This window comes from Lysobacter sp. A378 (assembly GCF_054052125.1).
The window spans coordinates 802,379-820,814 of sequence record NZ_JBSVRK010000001.1 but is presented as its reverse complement, the minus strand read 5'-3'; the positions used below and the strand labels follow the sequence as shown (position 1 = coordinate 820,814).

General features: G+C 65.5%; 21 protein-coding genes and 1 tRNA gene. All 22 read right to left on the bottom strand.

Annotation, left to right across the window (positions count from 1 at the left end):
• Positions 1–5: 5 nt before the first annotated feature.
• The 22 genes from ACW7G1_RS03665 to ACW7G1_RS03560 all read right to left on the bottom strand — a co-directional run bounded on the left by ACW7G1_RS03665 (position 6) and on the right by ACW7G1_RS03560 (position 18,352).
• Positions 6–81, bottom strand: a tRNA-Lys gene (locus ACW7G1_RS03665).
• A gap of 133 nt (positions 82–214) precedes the next feature.
• Positions 215–892, bottom strand: a complete 678-nt coding sequence (gene queC / locus ACW7G1_RS03660; RefSeq protein ID WP_456978395.1) for a 7-cyano-7-deazaguanine synthase QueC — start codon at positions 890–892, stop codon at positions 215–217.
• Between the two features lie 42 nt (positions 893–934).
• Entirely contained in the window at positions 935–1,612 is a 678-nt protein-coding gene (queE, locus tag ACW7G1_RS03655; protein ID WP_456978394.1) for a 7-carboxy-7-deazaguanine synthase QueE, read from the bottom strand.
• 47 nt (positions 1,613–1,659) lie between these two features.
• Positions 1,660–2,496, bottom strand: a complete 837-nt coding sequence (gene ybgF / locus ACW7G1_RS03650) for a tol-pal system protein YbgF (protein ID WP_456978393.1) — start codon at positions 2,494–2,496, stop codon at positions 1,660–1,662.
• Positions 2,497–2,511: 15 nt separating this feature from the next.
• Complete coding sequence (gene pal, locus ACW7G1_RS03645) at positions 2,512–3,024, bottom strand: peptidoglycan-associated lipoprotein Pal (RefSeq protein ID WP_456978392.1); 513 nt, start codon at positions 3,022–3,024, stop codon at positions 2,512–2,514.
• Between the two features lie 81 nt (positions 3,025–3,105).
• Complete coding sequence (gene tolB / locus ACW7G1_RS03640; RefSeq protein ID WP_456978391.1) at positions 3,106–4,440, bottom strand: Tol-Pal system beta propeller repeat protein TolB; 1,335 nt, start codon at positions 4,438–4,440, stop codon at positions 3,106–3,108.
• 106 nt (positions 4,441–4,546) lie between these two features.
• The gene (gene tolA, locus ACW7G1_RS03635) at positions 4,547–5,527 is read right to left on the bottom strand and encodes a cell envelope integrity protein TolA (protein WP_456978390.1); all 981 of its coding nucleotides are present in this window, start codon (positions 5,525–5,527) and stop codon (positions 4,547–4,549) included.
• Positions 5,524–5,964: a protein TolR gene (gene tolR, locus ACW7G1_RS03630; RefSeq protein ID WP_456978389.1), complete on the bottom strand. Its 441-nt coding sequence runs from the start codon at positions 5,962–5,964 to the stop codon at positions 5,524–5,526. Before tolR ends, tolA begins: the two co-directional genes overlap by 4 nt.
• 107 nt (positions 5,965–6,071) lie before the next feature.
• Entirely contained in the window at positions 6,072–6,854 is a 783-nt protein-coding gene (tolQ, locus tag ACW7G1_RS03625; RefSeq protein WP_456978388.1) for a protein TolQ, read from the bottom strand.
• Positions 6,855–6,928: 74 nt separating this feature from the next.
• Positions 6,929–7,360 (bottom strand): tol-pal system-associated acyl-CoA thioesterase, encoded by a 432-nt coding sequence (gene ybgC, locus ACW7G1_RS03620; RefSeq protein WP_456978835.1) that lies wholly within the window; start codon positions 7,358–7,360, stop codon positions 6,929–6,931.
• A gap of 31 nt (positions 7,361–7,391) precedes the next feature.
• The gene (gene ruvB, locus ACW7G1_RS03615) at positions 7,392–8,444 is read right to left on the bottom strand and encodes a Holliday junction branch migration DNA helicase RuvB (protein ID WP_456978387.1); all 1,053 of its coding nucleotides are present in this window, start codon (positions 8,442–8,444) and stop codon (positions 7,392–7,394) included.
• 26 nt (positions 8,445–8,470) lie between these two features.
• Positions 8,471–10,324, bottom strand: a complete 1,854-nt coding sequence (locus ACW7G1_RS03610; RefSeq protein WP_456978834.1) for a potassium transporter Kup — start codon at positions 10,322–10,324, stop codon at positions 8,471–8,473.
• Between the two features lie 106 nt (positions 10,325–10,430).
• Entirely contained in the window at positions 10,431–11,027 is a 597-nt protein-coding gene (gene ruvA, locus ACW7G1_RS03605) for a Holliday junction branch migration protein RuvA (RefSeq protein WP_456978386.1), read from the bottom strand.
• Positions 11,024–11,551 carry a crossover junction endodeoxyribonuclease RuvC gene (gene ruvC, locus ACW7G1_RS03600; RefSeq protein ID WP_456978385.1) on the bottom strand — a complete coding sequence of 176 codons (528 nt, stop codon included), beginning with the start codon at positions 11,549–11,551 and terminating at the stop codon, positions 11,024–11,026. Before ruvC ends, ruvA begins: the two co-directional genes overlap by 4 nt.
• A gap of 17 nt (positions 11,552–11,568) precedes the next feature.
• Entirely contained in the window at positions 11,569–12,300 is a 732-nt protein-coding gene (locus ACW7G1_RS03595) for a YebC/PmpR family DNA-binding transcriptional regulator (protein ID WP_456978384.1), read from the bottom strand.
• A gap of 71 nt (positions 12,301–12,371) precedes the next feature.
• Complete coding sequence (locus ACW7G1_RS03590; RefSeq protein ID WP_456978383.1) at positions 12,372–13,046, bottom strand: esterase/lipase family protein; 675 nt, start codon at positions 13,044–13,046, stop codon at positions 12,372–12,374.
• Entirely contained in the window at positions 13,046–13,588 is a 543-nt protein-coding gene (locus tag ACW7G1_RS03585; RefSeq protein WP_456978382.1) for a DUF3016 domain-containing protein, read from the bottom strand. The genes ACW7G1_RS03590 and ACW7G1_RS03585 overlap by 1 nt, the downstream gene beginning before the upstream one ends.
• 77 nt (positions 13,589–13,665) lie before the next feature.
• Complete coding sequence (locus ACW7G1_RS03580) at positions 13,666–13,929, bottom strand: hypothetical protein (RefSeq protein WP_456978381.1); 264 nt, start codon at positions 13,927–13,929, stop codon at positions 13,666–13,668.
• 233 nt (positions 13,930–14,162) lie between these two features.
• On the bottom strand, positions 14,163–14,711 hold the full coding sequence (locus ACW7G1_RS03575) for an N-acetyltransferase family protein (RefSeq protein WP_456978380.1): 549 nt from the start codon (positions 14,709–14,711) through the stop codon (positions 14,163–14,165).
• Entirely contained in the window at positions 14,712–16,508 is a 1,797-nt protein-coding gene (gene aspS, locus ACW7G1_RS03570; protein ID WP_456978379.1) for an aspartate--tRNA ligase, read from the bottom strand. It abuts the gene before it with no gap.
• A 133-nt stretch (positions 16,509–16,641) separates the two neighbouring features.
• Positions 16,642–16,980, bottom strand: a complete 339-nt coding sequence (locus ACW7G1_RS03565; RefSeq protein WP_456978378.1) for an FmdB family zinc ribbon protein — start codon at positions 16,978–16,980, stop codon at positions 16,642–16,644.
• A gap of 157 nt (positions 16,981–17,137) precedes the next feature.
• A complete protein-coding gene (locus tag ACW7G1_RS03560) occupies positions 17,138–18,352 on the bottom strand; it encodes a cation:proton antiporter (protein ID WP_456978377.1) in 1,215 nt (404 codons plus the stop codon).
• Between the last annotated feature and the right edge of the window lie 84 nt (positions 18,353–18,436).

Below are 18,436 nucleotides of genomic sequence, written 5' to 3'. Positions count from 1 at the left end.
AAAACTGGTGGGCCGTGATGGATTCGAACCATCGACCAGCGGATTAAAAGTCCGATGCTCTACCGACTGAGCTAACGGCCCACGCGACCCGGCCTTGCGCCGGGGGCGTGAATTCTAACGCAACTGGGCGCTCAGGTGCGAAGCGCACGAGCCGAGGACCGGGAAAGACGGCGGGTGCAAACGACCCCCGTGCGCCGACGCCGGTGCCCAGGGTTCAGACATACCGGGTCGGATCGGCAACCCCGGCGCCGGCGAAGCCCGCCGCGCGCAACCGGCAAGCGTCGCAGTGACCGCAGGCAAGACCCTTATCGTCGGCCTTGTAGCACGATACGGTCTCGGCGAAATCGACCCCCAGGCGCACGCCTTCACGCACGATCTCGGCCTTGCTCATGGTTTGCAATGGTGCATGCACGTGCAGCCCCGGCCCTTCGACACCGGCCTTGGTGGCCAGGTTGGCGAGCTTCTCGAAAGCGCTGATGAACTCGGGACGGCAGTCGGGGTATCCCGAGTAGTCCACGGCATTGACGCCGCAGAACAGGTCGGCCGCACCGAGCACTTCGGCCCAGCCGAGTGCGACCGACAACATGATGGTGTTGCGTGCCGGCACGTAGGTCACCGGGATGGCGTTGGCGCCCGCAGGCTCGTCCAGCGGCACCGCGATGGACTCATCGGTCAACGCGGAGCCACCGATGGCACCCAGATCAACGCTGACGATCTTGTGCGCGACCGCGCCCAGTGACGTCGCCACGCGGGCGGCAGCGGCGAGCTCGGAGGTGTGGCGCTGGCCGTAGTTCACGCTCAATGCGTGCACGGCAAAGCCCTGTTCGCGGGCGATGGCGACGACGACCGCGGAGTCCATCCCCCCGGAGAGCAGTACAACGGCTTTTTTCATGGTTGGTCTTCTTGAGTGACAACAAGGAAAGACGAGTCCAGGTCAGCGACCGGGCTCGTCGTCCCACAGGATCTTGTGCAGTTGCAACTGGAAGCGCACCGGCAAATGGTCGGCCACGATCCAGTCGGCCAGCTCGCGCGGGCTGATCTGGCTGAAACTGGGTGAGAACATCACGTCGCAGATCCCGTCCAACCGGTATTCGGCCACCACGGTCTTCGCCCAGTCGTAGTCCTCACGCGAGCAGATCACGAACTTGACCTGGTCGTGCGCGGTCAGCAGGGCGATGTTGCTCCACAAGTTGCGATCGACCTCGGCCGACCCGGGTGTCTTGATGTCCAGCACCCGCGAAACCCGCGCGTCGACCTGACTGATGTCGATCGAGCCGGAAGTCTCCAAGGACACCTCGTAACCGGCTTCGCACAGTCGTTGCAACAGGCCGATGCAACGCTTCTGCGCGAGCGGTTCGCCGCCGGTGACACAGACGTGGCGGGTTTGATGGCGCGCCACCTCAGCCAGGATGGTGTCGTAGTCCCACCACTGGCCGCCATGGAAGGCGTAGGCGGTATCGCAGTACTGGCAACGCAGCGGGCAACCGGTCAGGCGCACGAATACCGTCGGCCAGCCGATGCTGCGCGATTCGCCCTGCAGCGACAGGAAGATCTCGGTCAGCCGCAGGCGCTCCGGCGCCGCGTTGGGCGCCTGGGGGGAAACAACGTTCATCGCGCCATTTTAGCCGAGCAAGCGAAGCCCTGCCGTGGCCGCTTCCATTACTGGATGCGGCCGAGCTGGATGGCGCCCAGACGGTCGGCGGCGATCCGCGCGGCGTCGGTGCCGGGATAGCGTTCGGTAACTTCGGTGAGGGTTCGCTCGGCCGCGTCGGGCTGCTCCAGACCCTGCTGTGACAGACCCACCTTGAGCATCGCGCCAGGCGCCTTGTCATGGGTCGGGTAGCGCTGCAGCAACGCCTCGAACTGCTCCAGCGCGAGCTGGTAGTTCTGGGTGACGTAGTAGCTCTCGCCCAGCCAGTACAGCGCGTTGGGCGCGTAGGCCCCACCCGGGTAGTGGCCAAGGAAGGAATGGAACAGTCGCGCCGACTCGACGTACTCGCCGGTCCGCAACGCGTCAAAGGCGACATCGTAGGCCTCGCGCTCCCCGGCCGTCTGGTCCAGCTTGCCTGGATCTCCGTAGATGGCCGGGATGCTGTCGACGGGAGCGGCTGCCGCGCCGGGCGCCGGTGGATCTACAGGCGCTGCCTGGTCCATTCCAGGGTCCACTCCAGAAGCGTCCAGCTCGGATGTGCCAGCGCCGCCCTGTAGCCGGTTGATTCGGCCATCCAGATCGAGATACTGGGCGCGGGCGGTACCTTGGAGCTGTTCCTGCTGATGATGGAGCTGCTCGACCTGGGACCGCAGCGCGGTCACCTCTTCCTTGAGCAGGTTGACTTGGCGTAACAGGTCGACGGTCGCCTGGTTGTTGCCCGCCTGCTGTTCCAGCAGGGACACCCGCTCAGCCAGGCTCATGCGCTGGGCAGAAGCAGGTGCGGCGGCCACCAGGGCCGCCGCTGCAACCAGCGATGTCGCAATTGCAATTGACAACTTGCGCATCATGGATTGCCTTTATTACTTCGCGGTGTAGATGATCTCGACGCGACGATTCTGGGCCCAGCAATCCTCACTTGAGGTGGTGCACACCGGACGCTCTTCGCCGTAGCTGACTACGGTCTGCTGGCTGCCCGAGCCGCCATTGGCCTGGATTGCCGAGGACACCGCATTGCCGCGACGCTCGCCCAGGCCCAGGTTGTACTCACGGCTGCCGCGCTCATCGGCGTGGCCTTCCAGGGTCATGCGCGAGGAAGGACGGTCACGCAGGTACTTGGCGTGGCAGCCGACCAGGGCCTGGAACTCCGGACGCAGCGCGTCGCGATCCAGGTCGAAGTACACCACGCGCTGGCGCAGGCAGGCATCGGTGTCCAGATCGCCTGGGCCGTACGCGCCCTGCGTCGTCGGGGTGGTGTCAGTGGCCGGGGCGGTGGTCACCGGAGTCTCCGGCGGAGCTTCCTTGACCTTCTTGGAACAGCCGACTGCAGCGACGCAAAAAAGAGCGGTCATCAATAAACGCGTGGTGGTATTCATCATTGTTTCCTCGTCGTGGCTGGGACAGGTGGAACTGTGGGAAAAACGTTTTAAAGATGATGTCAGCTGATCAGGAGGACATCAGCGCGGTGTACGGAATGGCCCCCAGGCTGGCTCGCGCACGTTGCCATCCGCCAATACCAGACGCTGGCGCACCCGGCCATCGGACGATACGGCATACAGCACCCCACGCGTGCCTTCACGAGCAGCATAGATGATCATCGCGCCATTTGGGGCAAAGCTGGGTGACTCGTCCAATGAGCCGGGCGAAAGCGTGCTCCAGCGTGCCGACCCCAGACTCGAGTCCATCATCGCGATGCGGTAGGTATTGCCCGCCCCCTGGGCGACAGCAATCTTGCTGCCGTCCATCGAAACCGTTGCGCTGGCGTTGTAATTGCCCTGGAATGTCACCCGGCTGGCACTGCCGCCGCCCGCTGACACCTGGTAGATCTGTGGCGCACCGCCGCGGTCGGAGGTGAAGTACAGCGAGCTGCCGTCGGCGCTCCAGGTCGGCTCGGTGTCGATGCCGAAATGGTTGGTCACCTGGGTCAGCGCGCGGCTGCCCACGTTCATCACGTAGACCTCGGGATTGCCACTGCGCGACAGCGTCAACGCCAGGCGGTTGCCATCCGGGGAGAACGCCGGCGCGCCATTGATGCCGCGGAACTTGGACACCACCTCGCGGCTGCCGGTGTTGATGTCCTGGATATAGATGGCCGAGTTGCCGCTTTCGAAGCTGACGTACGCCAGCTTGTTTCCGTCCGGGCTCCACGATGGCGACATCAGCGGCTCGGGCGAGCTGACCACGGTCTGCGGGTTGTAGCCGTCCGAATCGGCGACCATCAACGAGAAGCTGGCCGTCGGGCCCACGCCGGTGGCGGTGATATAGGCGATACGGGTGAAGAACGCACCCGGCACGCCGAGGATCTTCTCGTAGATTGCGTCGGCGACCTGGTGGGCCACATCGCGCATCGCATTGGCCCGGGCGGTCATCGCGAAGCCCAGCAGGCGCTGCTGGGTGGCGACGTCAAACAGTTCGTACTCGACCCGGTAGCTGCCACTGCCGCCGTCCACGACCCGTCCGACTACCAGGTAGTCCTGGTTGAGTGCACGCCAGGTCGGGTAATTGACCTCGGCGCCGCTGGTGGGTCGCTCGACCAGGTCGGACTCGGGCAGGCTGCGGAACTGGCCGGAGCGGTTCAAATCGGCAGCGATCACCGCCGCGACATCGGTCTCAGGCGCGGTCGCACTGCCCTGGTAGGGCATCGGCACCACCGCGATCGGCAACGCGGCGGCATTGCCGCCGACGATGTCCAGTTCCAGTCCCTGCTGCTGCGCGACAGCAGCGAACGGGGCACTGATCGTGAAAACCAGGGCCGCAAGCAATGCGGCCAGTCTTGGGGTGAATCGTTTCATCGGCAGGACCTGACGGAGAAGCAGAAGTTTTAACAGCATCCATGTGAACGCTTTCTCAAAGCTGAACACGACGGACGCAACGGGCGCGGCAATTTTGGGGGGCGGCTCAGCGATCGCGCGCCTCGAAATTAAGCGTCAAAGTGCGCGCAAACACACTCTCGAAGCCCGCGTAGGGCAGCGGCTGCGCCTTGAGCACGGCGGCCTCGATCGATCGTTGTCCCTGTTCATCGTAGGCGCAGGGCGACGAGACCTTCGCATCCATCACCTCGCCGCCGGGCAGCTGGGTGATGACCAGACGGCACTTGGCGCCCAGCGGGACGGTTTCAGGACGGGTCCACTTGGCCAGGATCGCTTCCTGCAGCGCTGCCCCATACCGAGCCTCCAGCCCGGTGTCGGTGCCGTTGTTGCCCGGCGGCGGACTGGCGCCACTGCTCGCGGTGCTGTTGTCCCTGGACTCGGCGAGCGCGCGGGCGGCGGCGATCTGCTTGAGTTTCTGCTCCGCCAGTTCCGCCTGGCGCGCTGCAGCGGCACGCTGGCGACGGATCTCAGCCAGCTTCTTCTCGCGCTCTTCCGCCTGCGCGGCCAGACGGCGCGTACGCTCCGCCTCGGCCTGGCGTTTCTTCTCGGTCAGGTCGATCTGGGCCTGGCGCCGCTTTTCCTCCTGCAGCTTCTCCTCATCCGCCGGGGTCGGCGTCGGCTCGGCCACGACCTCGTCCTGCTCCACGGTGTCGGGTTCGATCACGAAGTCCTGCGGCTGCGATTGCGGTGGCGTGGGCGCGTCCTCGGGGATGGGTTCCGGCTCCGGTTGCGGCAGCGGCGCGGCATCCTCCTCAACCGGCTCGGGCTCGGGCAGCGGTTCGGGCAGCGGCTCCTCGGCCGGCTCGGGCCGGTCCTTGAGCACCTCGCGCATCGACGCCGACAACGCGTTGGGATCAATCAGCTCGGCCTCGATTGGCGACCCTGCGGCAGACACGGTAACCGCGCTGCGGGTCCACCACATGCCGGCGAACATCAGCGCGAACAGCGCCACATGCAGCACGATCGCCTGCACGATGGCCCGTTGGTTGTCGGCGCGGCTTTCCCTCACTTGCGCACCGTCTCCGACGGCGCACTCATCAACCCGACTCGCGGCACGTCCGCGTTCTGCAGCAATACCATCGCTTGCAGCACGACTTCATAATTGGCGGCCCGGTCACCGGCCACATATACCGGCACGCCGGGATTGTTGCGTACGAACGCGGCTACCTTTGCCGACAGCTCCTCCGCGCCCAGCGCCTCCTGCTCCGCACCCTGCAGGGTCAGGAAATAATTGCCGTTGGCATCCACGCTGACAATCACCGGCTCCTGGTTCTGGGAGATGGTCTTGGCATCGGACTTGGGCAGCTCGATGTCAACGCCCAGGTTCATCAGCGGCGCGGTGACCATGAAGATGATCAACAGCACCAGCATGACGTCGATATAGGGCACGACGTTGATCTCGGACTGGAGTTTGCGTTTGCGGCGGCGGCCGGTGGCGACGGACATGCGGTGTTCCCGAGTGGCGGCGAGTTCAGTGGACGGTGGGTTGATCGATGGGTGCCGGAATTGCGTGCGGCCGCAAGCATGCGGTCACGCGCGCGGCCGGCGCCGGATCACTCCTGCGGCACCTGCCGCTCCAGGATCGAGGAGAACTCCTCGGCGAAGGCGTCATAGCGCACGGCGATGCGCTCGACCTTGGTGGCGAAGCGGTTGTAGGCCCATACCGCCGGAATCGCCGCGAACAGACCCATCGCGGTGGCGATCAACGCCTCCGAGATGCCCGGCGCGACGCTGGCAATGGTCGCCTCGGTCATCGTGGCCAGACCCTGGAACGAGATCATGATCCCCCACACGGTGCCGAACAGGCCCACATACGGCGCAATCGAGCCGACGTTGGCCAGGAACTCCAGGTTGCGCTCCAACCCGTCCAGTTCGCGCGCGGTCGCCACCCGCATCCCGCGCTGGGCGGTTTCCAGCTGCATCCGGATATCGGCGATGCGGCGCTGGCGCGAGAACTCGCGGAAGCCGGCCTCGAAGATCGATTCCATGCCGCCGGTGTCGCGGTTCCGGCTGGTAGCACCGGTATAGAGTTTGCTCAGCTCGGTGCCCGACCAGAAGCGCTCCTCGAAGGTCTCCGCCTCGCGGTCGGCGCGCCCAAGCAGCTTGATCTTGCGGAAGATGATCACCCACGAGGCCACCGAGGCGAACAGCAGCAACACCAGCACCAGCTGCACCGGCAGCGAGGCGTGCAGTATCAGCTGCAACATGTCGACGCCGCCATCGCCCGCGACCGCGCCAGGCAGGGCTGCTGCGGTGCTGGCAACGGCACTGGCCGGGTCCTGGGGCAATGGCTCGACGACGGTGGTGGCCTGCAACAAGCTCAACAATGGGGTCATGCCTGGATCTCCGCTGCCCGCGCTCGCGGGCTTGTGATGGATGAATGTCGGTAGTGCCGTGTTGCCAGGTCCTGCTATCGCGTCGTTTGCAGCGCAGTGAGCTCATCGAGCAGTGGTTGCGGGATCGCCCGGGGACGAAAACCCTGCGTGTCGAGCGCCGCCACGCGCACCGTCGCGGCCAACAACAATTCACCATCGCGCCGCACCTGTTGCACGAACACCGCACTCGCGCGACGGCATTGCTGCAATGACACGTCCACCTGCAAAAAGTCGTCCAACCGCGCCGGCTGATGGAAATCGACCTGCATGGCGCGCACCGCAAACACCAGTCCATGCTCGAGCTGCAACTGCTTTTGCCCGTATCCCTGCTCGCGCAACCACTCGGTCCGCGCGCGTTCCAGGAACGCGACATACCGCGCGTGGTAGACCACGCCGCCGGCATCGGTATCTTCCCAGTAAATGCGGATCGGGAGGCTGAACAAAGGCAAAGCGGAAATCTCCGGGATGGCTCAAGTGAGGCGGTTGGCCACGATGGCCCTACTGGCTATCCGTGCTTCCGACCGGCGTTGGTCGCAACAGTTCCCCATCATTGCCACGCGGGGCCAGGCCGACATGCTGGTAGGCCTTGGGCGAGGCCATCCGGCCGCGGGCGGTGCGGATCAGGTACCCCTGCTGGATCAGGTACGGCTCGATCACGTCCTCCAGCGTGCCGCGCTCTTCACTGAGTGCGGCAGCCAGCGACTCGACCCCGACCGGACCGCCGTCGAAGGACTCGATGATGGTCCGCAGCAGCCGCCGGTCCAGTTCGTCGAAGCCCTCCGGATCGACCTTCAACATCGCCATCGCGGCACCGGCGGTGTCCAGATCGATATCACCGCCGGCGCGGACCTGGGCGTAATCACGCACCCGTCGCAGCAGCCGGTTGGCGATACGCGGCGTGCCACGCGAGCGCCTGGCGATCTCCGCCGCGCCCTCCGGCGTGCAGGAAATCCCGAGGATCCCCGCCGAGCGCCGCACGATCCGGGTCAACTCCTGGGCGCTGTAGAACTCCAACCGCTGGACGATGCCAAAACGGTCGCGCAGCGGCGCAGTCAGCAGTCCGGCCCGGGTGGTCGCGCCAATCAGGGTGAACGGCGGCAGGTCCAGCTTGATCGACCGCGCGGCCGGACCCTCGCCGATCATGATGTCCAGCTGGTAGTCCTCCATCGCCGGATACAGGACCTCCTCGATCGCCGGCGACAGCCGATGGATCTCATCGATGAACAACACGTCGAACGGCTGCAGGTTGGTCAGCAAAGCGGCCAGGTCGCCCGCCTTCTCGATCACCGGCCCGGACGTCTGCCGCAACCCGACCCCCAGCTCATTGGCAATGACATGGCTCAGCGTGGTCTTGCCCAGGCCGGGCGGCCCGAAGATCAGCACATGGTCGAGCGCCTCGTTACGCCCCTTGGCCGCCTCGATGTAGATCGTCATCTGCTCGCGGACCGGGACCTGACCCAGGTATTCGTCCAGCCGCCTGGGGCGAATCGATGCCTCCACGGCGTCATCGCCGAAGGCCTGGTCCGCAGCGATGATGCGCTCGTCATTCATCCGTCTATGGTCGCATGGCGGACGGCCTAGATCTCGACCTGCGCCCCCAGCTCGACCAATCGGTTACCGGGGATACGGAAGAAGCTCGTCGCCGGCGCCGCGTTGCGATGCATGAACGCGAACAGACGGTCACGCCATACCGGCATTCCGCGGTGCGCGGCGGCCACTACGGTTTCGTGGCTGGCGAAATAGGTGGTATCCATCGGATCGAAATAGATCCCGTCCTGGTCGCAACTGCGCATCAGTGCCACCGGCACGTCCGGCGTTTCCATGAACCCGAACCGTATCAACACCCGGTGGAAGTCGTCGCCGATCTCGGTGATCTTCAACCGCTTGTCGATCGGCGCGTACGGCACCGACAGCGTCTCCACGGTCAGGAATACATTGCGCTCATGCAACACCTTGTTGTGCTTGAGGTTGTGCATCAGCGCATGCGGGACCACGCCCTTGTCGGTGGTCATGAAGACCGCCGTGCCCGGCACCCGCACCGGCGGCGCCAGCATCAGCCCCGGCAGGAAGCTGTCCAACGGGATGCCGCCCTTCTGGATTTCCTCGCGCAGCAATTCGCGGCCACGCCGCCAGGTCCGCAACAGAATGAACAGGACGATCCCGAGCGCCAGCGGGAACCAGCCGCCCTGCAGGAGCTTGACGCCGTTGGCGATCACGAAGGCGATGTCGCCGATCAGGAACAGCGCGCAGCACGGCAGCACCCACCAGCGCCAGTTCGGCCACAGCGCGCGAGCCACCAGGGCCAGCAACAGGGTATCGATCAGCATCGTGCCCGAGACCGAGATGCCGTAGGCGGTGGCGAGGTTGGAGGAGCTGCCGAACGCCAGCACCAGCGCGATCACCACCAGCATCATCGACCAGTTCACCAGCGGGATGTAGATCTGGCCGATGGTGTCGCTGGAGGTGTGCTTGATCCGCATGCGCGGGATGTAGCCCAGCTGCATCGCCTGGCGGGTGATCGAGAACGCGCCGGTGATGACCGCCTGCGAGGCGATCACCGTGGCCGCGGTGGCGAGCACGATCATCGGGATCCGGCCCCACTCCGGCACGCCGATGAAGAACGGGTTGCGGATGGCGGCCGGGTCTTCCAGCACCAGCGCGCCTTGCCCGAGGTAATTCAGCATCAGCGCCGGCAGCACGAAGTAATACCAGGCATAACGGATCGGTTTGGCGCCGAAATGGCCCATGTCGGTGTAGATGGCCTCACCGCCGGTTACCGCCAACACTACAGCGCCAAGGATGAAGACCCCGCCCCAGTGATGGGTGACGAAGAAGTTGACCGCCCACCAGGGGTTGATCGCGTGCAGCACCTCCGGCTCGTGCAGGATGTTGACCACGCCCAGCACCGCCAGCGTGATGAACCACAGGCCGGTGATCGGGCCGAAGACCTTGCCGACCCGGGCGCTGCCGAACCGCTGGCTGGCGAACAGGGCCACCAGCACCACGATCGTCAACGGGACCACCCAGGCGCCCAACTCCGGCGCGACGACCTCCAGGCCCTCCAGTGCGGACAACACCGATATCGCCGGGGTGATCACGCCGTCGCCGAAAAACAGCGCCGCACCGAACACCCCGATCACGCCGACCAGGTAGGCCGACCTGGAGCCCTTGGGCAGGGTGCGCTGGGCCAGCGCCATCAGCGCCATGATGCCGCCCTCGCCCTCGTTGTCGGCCCGCATGATGATCGTCACGTACTTCAGCGTGACCACCAGCATCAGCGCCCAGAACACCAGCGACAGGATGCCCAGCACGGTGTCGTGGTTGGCGACCAGGCCGTAGTGCGGGCTGAAGGCTTCCCTCAGCGTGTACAGCGGGCTGGTACCGATGTCGCCGAACACCACCCCGATCGCACCCACCACCAGACCGGCCATCCCGGGCTTGTCGTGGCCATCACGGCCAGTCTTTCTGCTCACTGACTTGATCGCAGGTAGGGACATCGGGTGCTCGGTTCTGCGCCGTTGGCGAGGCTACGGCGCCTCAGCGAAGCGCGGACTGTAGCGCCTTACGGATGATGGTGGCAGCGTCGGCGTCGGACTCCGTTGCTGCCTCGCGCACCATGCGGGCCGCGTCGGCGGGCTTGTAACCCAATTGCTGCAAGGCGATCACCGCCTCGCTTTGCGGATCGCGGGGCACATCCCCACCCGAAACGACCACGCCGTCACCGCCGGTCATGTCGCTGGCGCGATCGCGAAGTTCCACCACCATGCGCTCGGCGGTCTTCTTGCCGATGCCCGGGACCCGGGTCAGCGCGGTGACGTCGCTGGCCTGGACCATGCGTGCAAACTCATCGACGCTGACCCCGGACAGGACCGCCAGGGCGATCTTCGCGCCGATGCCCTTGACCTTCTGCACCTCGCGGAACAAGCGTCGCTCCGAGTCGCGCAGGAAGCCGTACAACGAGACGCTGTCTTCCTTCTGCGCGTAATGGGTGAACAGCGACACCTCGCGGCCCAGTTCTGGCAGGTCGTAGAAGGTGCTCATTGGCGCCTCCAACTCGTAACCCACGCCATTGACATCCACCACCAGCCACGGCGGTTGCTTGTGGATAACGATCCCCTTGAGTCTGCCAATCATGTGCCACGTCTCCGTAAATCAGCCACGCCCAATCCGGTGCGGATCGCGGTTGCGCTCATGTGAGCATGGGTGAGTGCGACCGCCAATGCATCCGCGGCATCGGCCTGCAGCTTCCTGTCGGCCAGGTTCAACAGCAGCCGGACCATGTGCTGCACCTGCAACTTGTCGGCCGCGCCGCGACCGACCAGCGACTGCTTGATCACCCGCGGCGCGTATTCGCTGACCACCAGCTTGCGCCGCACCACCGTCACCAGGGCCGCGCCACGCGCATGGCCGAGCTTCAAGGCCGACATCGCCGACTTGCCCATGAACACGGTCTCGATCGCCACCTGATGCGGTTGCCACTCATCCAGCACCCGCTCCAGGCCGTCGCACAGCAAGCCCAGCCGCGACGGGAAGTCGGGCGCGTCAAGCAACTTCAGTGCCTCGCAGTGGACGAACCTGCAACGTCCATCGCGGGCCACGTCGATCACGCCGATGCCGGTTCGCTGGGAACCGGGGTCGATACCCAGGATTCTGATCACGTCGCCAGCTTACGCCGTCAGGCGTAGGCGTCCTCGCCCAGATCGGCATTGGAGTAGACGGCCTGCACATCGTCCAGGTCTTCCAGCCAGTCCAGCAGCTTGACCACCTGTTGCGCGGTCTCGCCCTCGACCACGATATCGTTGTCGGCGCGGAAGGTGACCTCGGCGTGCGCAGGCTCCAGCCCGGCGCCGATCATTGCCGCCTTCACCGCATCAAATGCGTCGGCCGGGGTGAGCACATCGATCGCGCCATCGGGCGGATACACCACGACATCATCGGCGCCGCTGTCGATCGCCACCTCGGTAATCGCGTCCTCGTCTGCGCCGGCAGCGAAACCCAGCACGCCCACCTTGTGGAACATGAAAGCGACCGACCCGTCGGTGCCCAGGTTGCCGCCGAACTTGCCAAACGCATGGCGCACATCGGCGACGGTGCGGACCTTGTTGTCGGTCAGGCAGTCGACGATCACCGCGACCCCGCCGGGGGCATAGCCCTCGTAGCGGATCTCTTCGTAGTTGACGCCTTCCAGCTCACCGCTGGCCTTCTTGACCGCCCGCTCGACCACGTCCTTGGTCATGTTGGCGGCGTACGCCTTCTCGATCGCGGTACGCAGGCGCGGATTGCTCGCCGGGTCACTGCCGCCAGCTCGCGCGGAAACCGAGATCTCGCGAATGAGCTTGGTGAAAATCTTGCCGCGCTTGGCGTCCGAGGCGTTCTTGCGACCCTCGATTGACGGTCCCCTACCCATGAAAAGTTCCATTAAGTGTGCTGTATCAGCCCGCTACTTTACTCGAACCGGGAATCTTCGGCGGGATGCCGTCAATGCTCGAACCGGCCGTGGGCGAGGAAATGAATGGCCTGAGCGGACACCTGCGGCGATAGCAACATGCCGCTGTGGCTGGTTGGCAACACAATGTGGTCGGACTCGCCAGCCAGCCGGGTTTCATCCACCGCGACGGTGCCGTCGTTGTTGCCGTCGGGGAAGCGGCCAAACACCCGCCCCAACCCGAGGCCAAGGTTGCCGGCCACCACGCCCAGTTGCGCCGGCCCCTGCCATGGCCCACACCCATCGCGCAGCAGGTCCGCGCTGCGTCCCAGTGACGCACTGCCCATACCGAACCGACCCATCCCGCGAGCCGCCGCGCTGCCGCACAACGGCGAGCCCAGACAGACCACCCGCCGTACCGGCAACGCCGGATCCCGCTCCAACGCCTGCACCGCGATCAGCCCGCCCAAGCTGTGGGCGAGGATGTCGCAGGGCTCGCGCAACGCCGCTCGCAACCGCGATATCGCCGCCTCGGGGCCGCCGGCAATGCCCGCGTAACCGACCAGAACAGGACTGAAGCCGGCCCGACGCAACCGCCGGGCGTGCCACTGCATCGACAACCGCGGCATCCACAGCCCATGCAGAAGCACCACCCGTCGCCCAGTCGCTGTCGTGGCGCCCTGCTCCGCGCCGACCTGATCCGCCGCAGCGCCACCTGAATCAGCCATCACAATCTCTTGAACCGGCTCCGCAGCCAGTCATCGAGCAGCTGTTTCTCGTACCGCAGCGGGTCGCTGTTGCGATGGCTGACGGACCGCGACAGGTAATCGCTGCCGACCAGTTGCTGTTCCCCCTCGGCCACTATCTGGCCGTCCGCACCCGAATGCCGGAACTCCAGCCGGATCCGCGGCGGGTAGATGTCGCGCATGATCCGCACATCGTCATATCGCGAACCAAGCCAGGGCTCGTACCCGCCGGCCCGGTCGATGTCGATGAACGTGACCTGCAATCGCTCGCCCGGCGGCAACCGGTGCCCAGCCTCGCTACGCAGGTACTGCGCCAACTGTCGCGCCGAGACGCCGCGCAGCCTGTCGACCCGGTCCTGCCCACGGGCGATCTCCCGGAACCCGGCCGGGTCATGCCACGCGACCTGCACCGCTCCGACATCGGCCAGCTGCCCGGGGCCGCTACTGATGACCGGCGTGGTGGCACAGCCTGCCAGGCCCAGTGACAGCGCGAACATCAGCACAGCGGTGATCGGGAAGGTCATGGCGTGTTCCTCGCGGGTGATCTGCTTGGCGTCTGAGTTGAACCGGCCTGCGAAGCAGGTTCGGCTTGAACGAACTGTCAAGCGTCGCGTCCATCCCGCATTTTGCCAAGTAGCGCGCCGATGACGAGGCCAACGAACGTTGACGGAAAGGTCTGGCCAAAGAAGTAGCTGCCGATGATGCCACCCGCTGTGAGCCCGAGAAGCCCGCCAACAGCGATCCATTTGCGGTCTGCAAGCGACTGCCGGCGATCAGCCCGTTTTGCAGCGTTAGCCGCTTGCCTGGACTGCATGTCCTGGAGCAGCACGTCCGCTGCAGCATTTGCTTGTTCTTTGGTGAGCATGCGTGCGTCTCCGCCGAGGTTTAGGGGGGAATGCCTGGGCACTTGTTGTCATCCCCGCGGACTATCGTCATCCCCGCGAAAGCGGGGATCCATGGACTTTAACCCGTTGAGTGGGAACGTCCCTGGACTCCCGCCTGCGTGGGAGTGACGATCAAAAACGCGGGTGTGACGATCAAAAGCGAGTTGCTCAGAGTCTCCTTGCAGGGGTGTCGGCTCAGCGAGGGGTGCCGATCTCAGCCGGTCCAGTCAGCAGGCCGGCGCAGGATGAATTCGTGGTCGCGCACGCTGCCGACCGCGAACTCGTAATCGCCCACGTGCTCGAAACCGTGGCGCGCATAAAAGCGTTGCGCACCCAGGTTCTGCGACCACACCCCGATCCACAGGGTGCGCGGGCCATCGCGCTGCAGCCAGTCAAGGGCGATCTGGAACAGCCGGCCGCCCCAGCCGCCGTTCTGTTCACCTTGCACCAGGTACAGGCGCTTGAGCTCGCCATCGTCGGGACGGGCCGCGGCATGCGGCAAGCCGCACGGACCGGCTGCGGCATGCCCGATCGCCTCGCCTTCGCGCTCCAGCAGCCAGACCGCGTAGTCGGGATGGGCCAGGATCGTGCGTTGGCGTTCGACCGCATAGCTCTCGGCCAGGAACGCCTGCAGGTCCGCATCCGGATACAGATGGCCGAACGTCTCGACGAACGTGCGCGTGGCCAGCTGCGACAACACCGCGGCATCGGCCGGCGTCGCGCGGCGGATGACCGGGACGGCATTCTCGGGACTGGCGCCCATCTAGCCTGCCGCGGGCTCGTCGGCCTTGGCCGGCTTCGGCCGCACCGACACATGCACCTCGGCCAGTTGCGCATCGGGGATCGGCGACGGCGCGCCGGTCATCATGCATTGCGCGCCGGTGGTCTTGGGGAAGGCGATCACGTCGCGGATCGACTCGGTGCCGGCCATCAATGCAGCGATGCGGTCGATGCCGAACGCGATACCGCCATGCGGCGGCGCGCCGTACTTGAGCGCGTCGAGCAGGAAACCGAACTTGGCCTGCGCTTCCTCGGCATCGATACCCAACAGCTCGAACACCGCCGACTGCATCGCCGGACGGTGGATACGGATCGAACCGCCACCGATCTCGTTGCCGTTGAGCACCATGTCGTAGCCGCGCGAGACCGCGGTCTTCGCATTCGCCTTCAGCTCGGCGACGTCATCCACCGCCGGCGCGGTGAACGGGTGATGCAGGGCCACGTAGCGACTGGCCTCCGCGTCCCACTCGAACATCGGGAAATCGGTTACCCACAACGGCGCCCAGCCTTCGCGCACCAGCCCCAGGTCCTTGCCCAGCTTGAGACGCACCGCGCCCATGAAGTCCGAGGCAGTGTTGTAGTTCGCCGCGCCGAACAGGATCAGGTCGCCGGCCTGCGCGTCGGTCGCCTGCAGGATCGCGGCAAGGGTCGCGTCGTCGAGGAACTTCGCGATCGGCGAGTTCACGCCCTCGCGGCCCTTCGCCGGGTCTTCAACCTTCATCCACGCCACGCCCTTGGCGCCGTACTTGGCCGCGTGCGCACCGACCTCGTCGATCTGCTTGCGCGACAGCTTCGCCGCACCCGGTACGCGCAGCGCGACCACGCGACCGTCCTCGGCGTTGGCCCAGTCGGTGAACACCTTGAACTCGCAGCCCTTGACCAGAGCGGCAATGTCGGTGAATTCCATCTCGATGCGCAGGTCCGGCTTGTCAGACCCGAAGCGGCGCATCGCCTCGGCATGGGTGATGCGCGGAAACTCGCCCAAGTCGACGTCCATGACCTCGCGGAACACCTCACAGATCAGCGCCTCGGCGGTGTCCTGCACGTCGCGCTCCTCGACCCAGGCGAACTCCATGTCCAGTTGGGTGAATTCGAGCTGGCGGTCGGCGCGCAGGGCCTCGTCGCGGAAGCAGCGCGCGATCTGGTAGTAGCGGTCGAAGCCAGCCACCATCAGGATCTGCTTGAACAGCTGCGGGCTCTGCGGCAGCGCGTAGAACTCACCCGGATGCATCCGCGCCGGCACCAGGAAGTCGCGCGCGCCTTCGGGCGTCGCCTTGGTCAGGATCGGGGTCTCGATATCCTGGAAGTCACGCGCGTCCAGCCAGCGTCGCAGCGCCTGCACCAGTTTGGTCCGGGTGCGCATCTTGCGCTGCATCTCCGGCGTGCGCAGGTCCAGGTAGCGGTACTTCAGGCGAATGTCCTCGCCCGGGTTCTCATGGGCGTGGAACGGCAGCGGCTCGGCCTTGTTGAGCACTTCGATGGCCGCGGCCACCACTTCCACCTGGCCGGTACGGATCTTGTTGTTGACCGCCTGGCGTTGCCGCACCACGCCGGTGACGCGCAGGCAATCCTCGTAACCCACATGCCCGGCAGCAGCGATGACAGCCGCGTTGCCGGCCGCATCCGATGGCTCGGCGACCACCTGGACGATGCCCTCATGGTCGCGCAGGTCGATGAAACACAGGCCGCCAAGGTCGCGGGCGACATCGGCCCAGCCGCACAAGGTAACGGTCTGGCCGATCATGGATTCATCGATCAGGCCGCAAAAATGGGTACGCATGGAGGCTCCGGTTCAGCAGTGGCACGCCGGCACGAACCGGCTGGCCCGTTAGTTTAGTGGCGCAATGCGCGATGTCACACCCGGCACCGCGACAGCCCATCGCGCTGCGTCGCCCGGCAACGGCCCACAACCATCAGCCAGCCGCTGGCTTGTTTTCCACCGGCTTGGCCGTGGCCGCACTGGCTGCAGGCTTCGCGTCGGCTTTGGATTCGCTCTTGGCGTCGGACTTGGCGTCCGTGGTTGTCGCGTCCTTGCCACCATCACCGGCCAGGTTGCGCTTCTTCTCGCCGTCCTTCTTGAAGTCGGTCTCGTACCAACCGGTGCCGGACAGACGGAACTGGGGCGCGGTCAACTGCCGCTTCAATTGCGGTTTGCCGCATTCCGGGCAATCGGTCGGATCGGCATCGGACAACTTCTGCAGGCGGTCGAAATCGTGGCCACAAGCAGCGCACTCGAAAGCATAGATCGGCATGGAGACGTGACCTTGGGGTTGGGCAATGCACTGGCAAAGCGGAATTGGCGACCCGGCCAACACGGAAGGGGCCAGACGGCCCAAGCCAACCCGATATTGGGGACGCATCCCGGCAACTCAAGGCGGCGACGGTTCGATCGCGGTTGCGCCGCTGCGCTCAGGTCTTGGTCGCCGGCGGATAACCGTTCGGCGTCGGCTCTGCACGCATGCGGTCTTCCGGGTGTTGCCGGGAACCAGGCTCGATGGTGTCGACGTCAAAGGGCGAGTGCAGCACCAGCGACGGCAGCAGGGTATTGAGGGTGGTGTAGAGGATCAACCCGCCAAACAGGGTCCCGGATATCTGGAACTGCTGGTGCAGGATGGTGGCGATCACCAGGGTGAACACCAGCGTCGGCGCCAGCGCGACGGAGACCTTCAAACTGCTGTTGTAAGCCTCGCCAAACATCAGCCGGCGCTGCAACCACACCAATCCGACCCGCAACGGAACAAACACCACGGTCAGCAGGACGCCCAGCCCCGCCGCCTCCCACGTCAGCGCATCGCGGGTGATCTCGGTACCGGCGTGGAAGAAATAGACCGGCACGAAGAAGGTGGCAAACAGCCTTAATGCGTGGATATTCTCGTCCGAGGCCAGTCGCGGCATGCGCACCCGCAATAGCCGCGCAACCAGACCAGCCACGAATGCGCCCACCAGGTAATACACCCCCAGCTTGAAGGTGATGAACGCGGCGACGAGCCCGACCATCACCAGCAACGAGAATTCCGAGCCCGGCGCATGCGGCACCACCCAGCGGCCCAGCGCGATGAACAACAACGGCAGCCCGACCAGCATCGCCAGCATCACCAGCGACGAGATCCCCAACTGCACCGGATCGTCGGCCTGCAGCACCACGAACAGCACCGCCAGCGCCAGCAACTCGCCGGCGATCGCCTTGCTGGTGACCCAGAACCGTTCTTCCGGGTTCAGGCCCAGCCGCTCCAGGGTATCGAGGATGAAACCGGTCGAGGGCGTCAGCAATGCCAGCGCCACCAGCGCCGCCGGCTGCCAGTCCAGATCCAGGTAACGCCACGCCAGCCAGCTCACCGCGCTCAGCGAGACCACCCGCATCAGCAGGTACACCGTCAGCCCGCCCAGCCCCTTGCGCAGGGACGCCAGCTCTACTTCCAGTCCGGCAAACAGGAACAACGACGAGATCCCCAGTGTCGACAACAGCACGATGACCGGGTCGTGGACGCGGTCGGCCCACAGCAGCATCGCCCCGACGCCCAGCAGCAGGCAGGTAATCGGGGCGGGGACCTTGAAGCGCTGCAGCGCGCGCGGGATCACCAGCAAACCGAATATCAACAGCAGGTAGATCAACTCGTTGGTCATGCGCGTGCCGGTGGCGAGGAATGAATGCTTCCGGCGCATGGTCGGCGCAGGTCGCCGCCACTGGCAACCCCCGGTCACAACTCG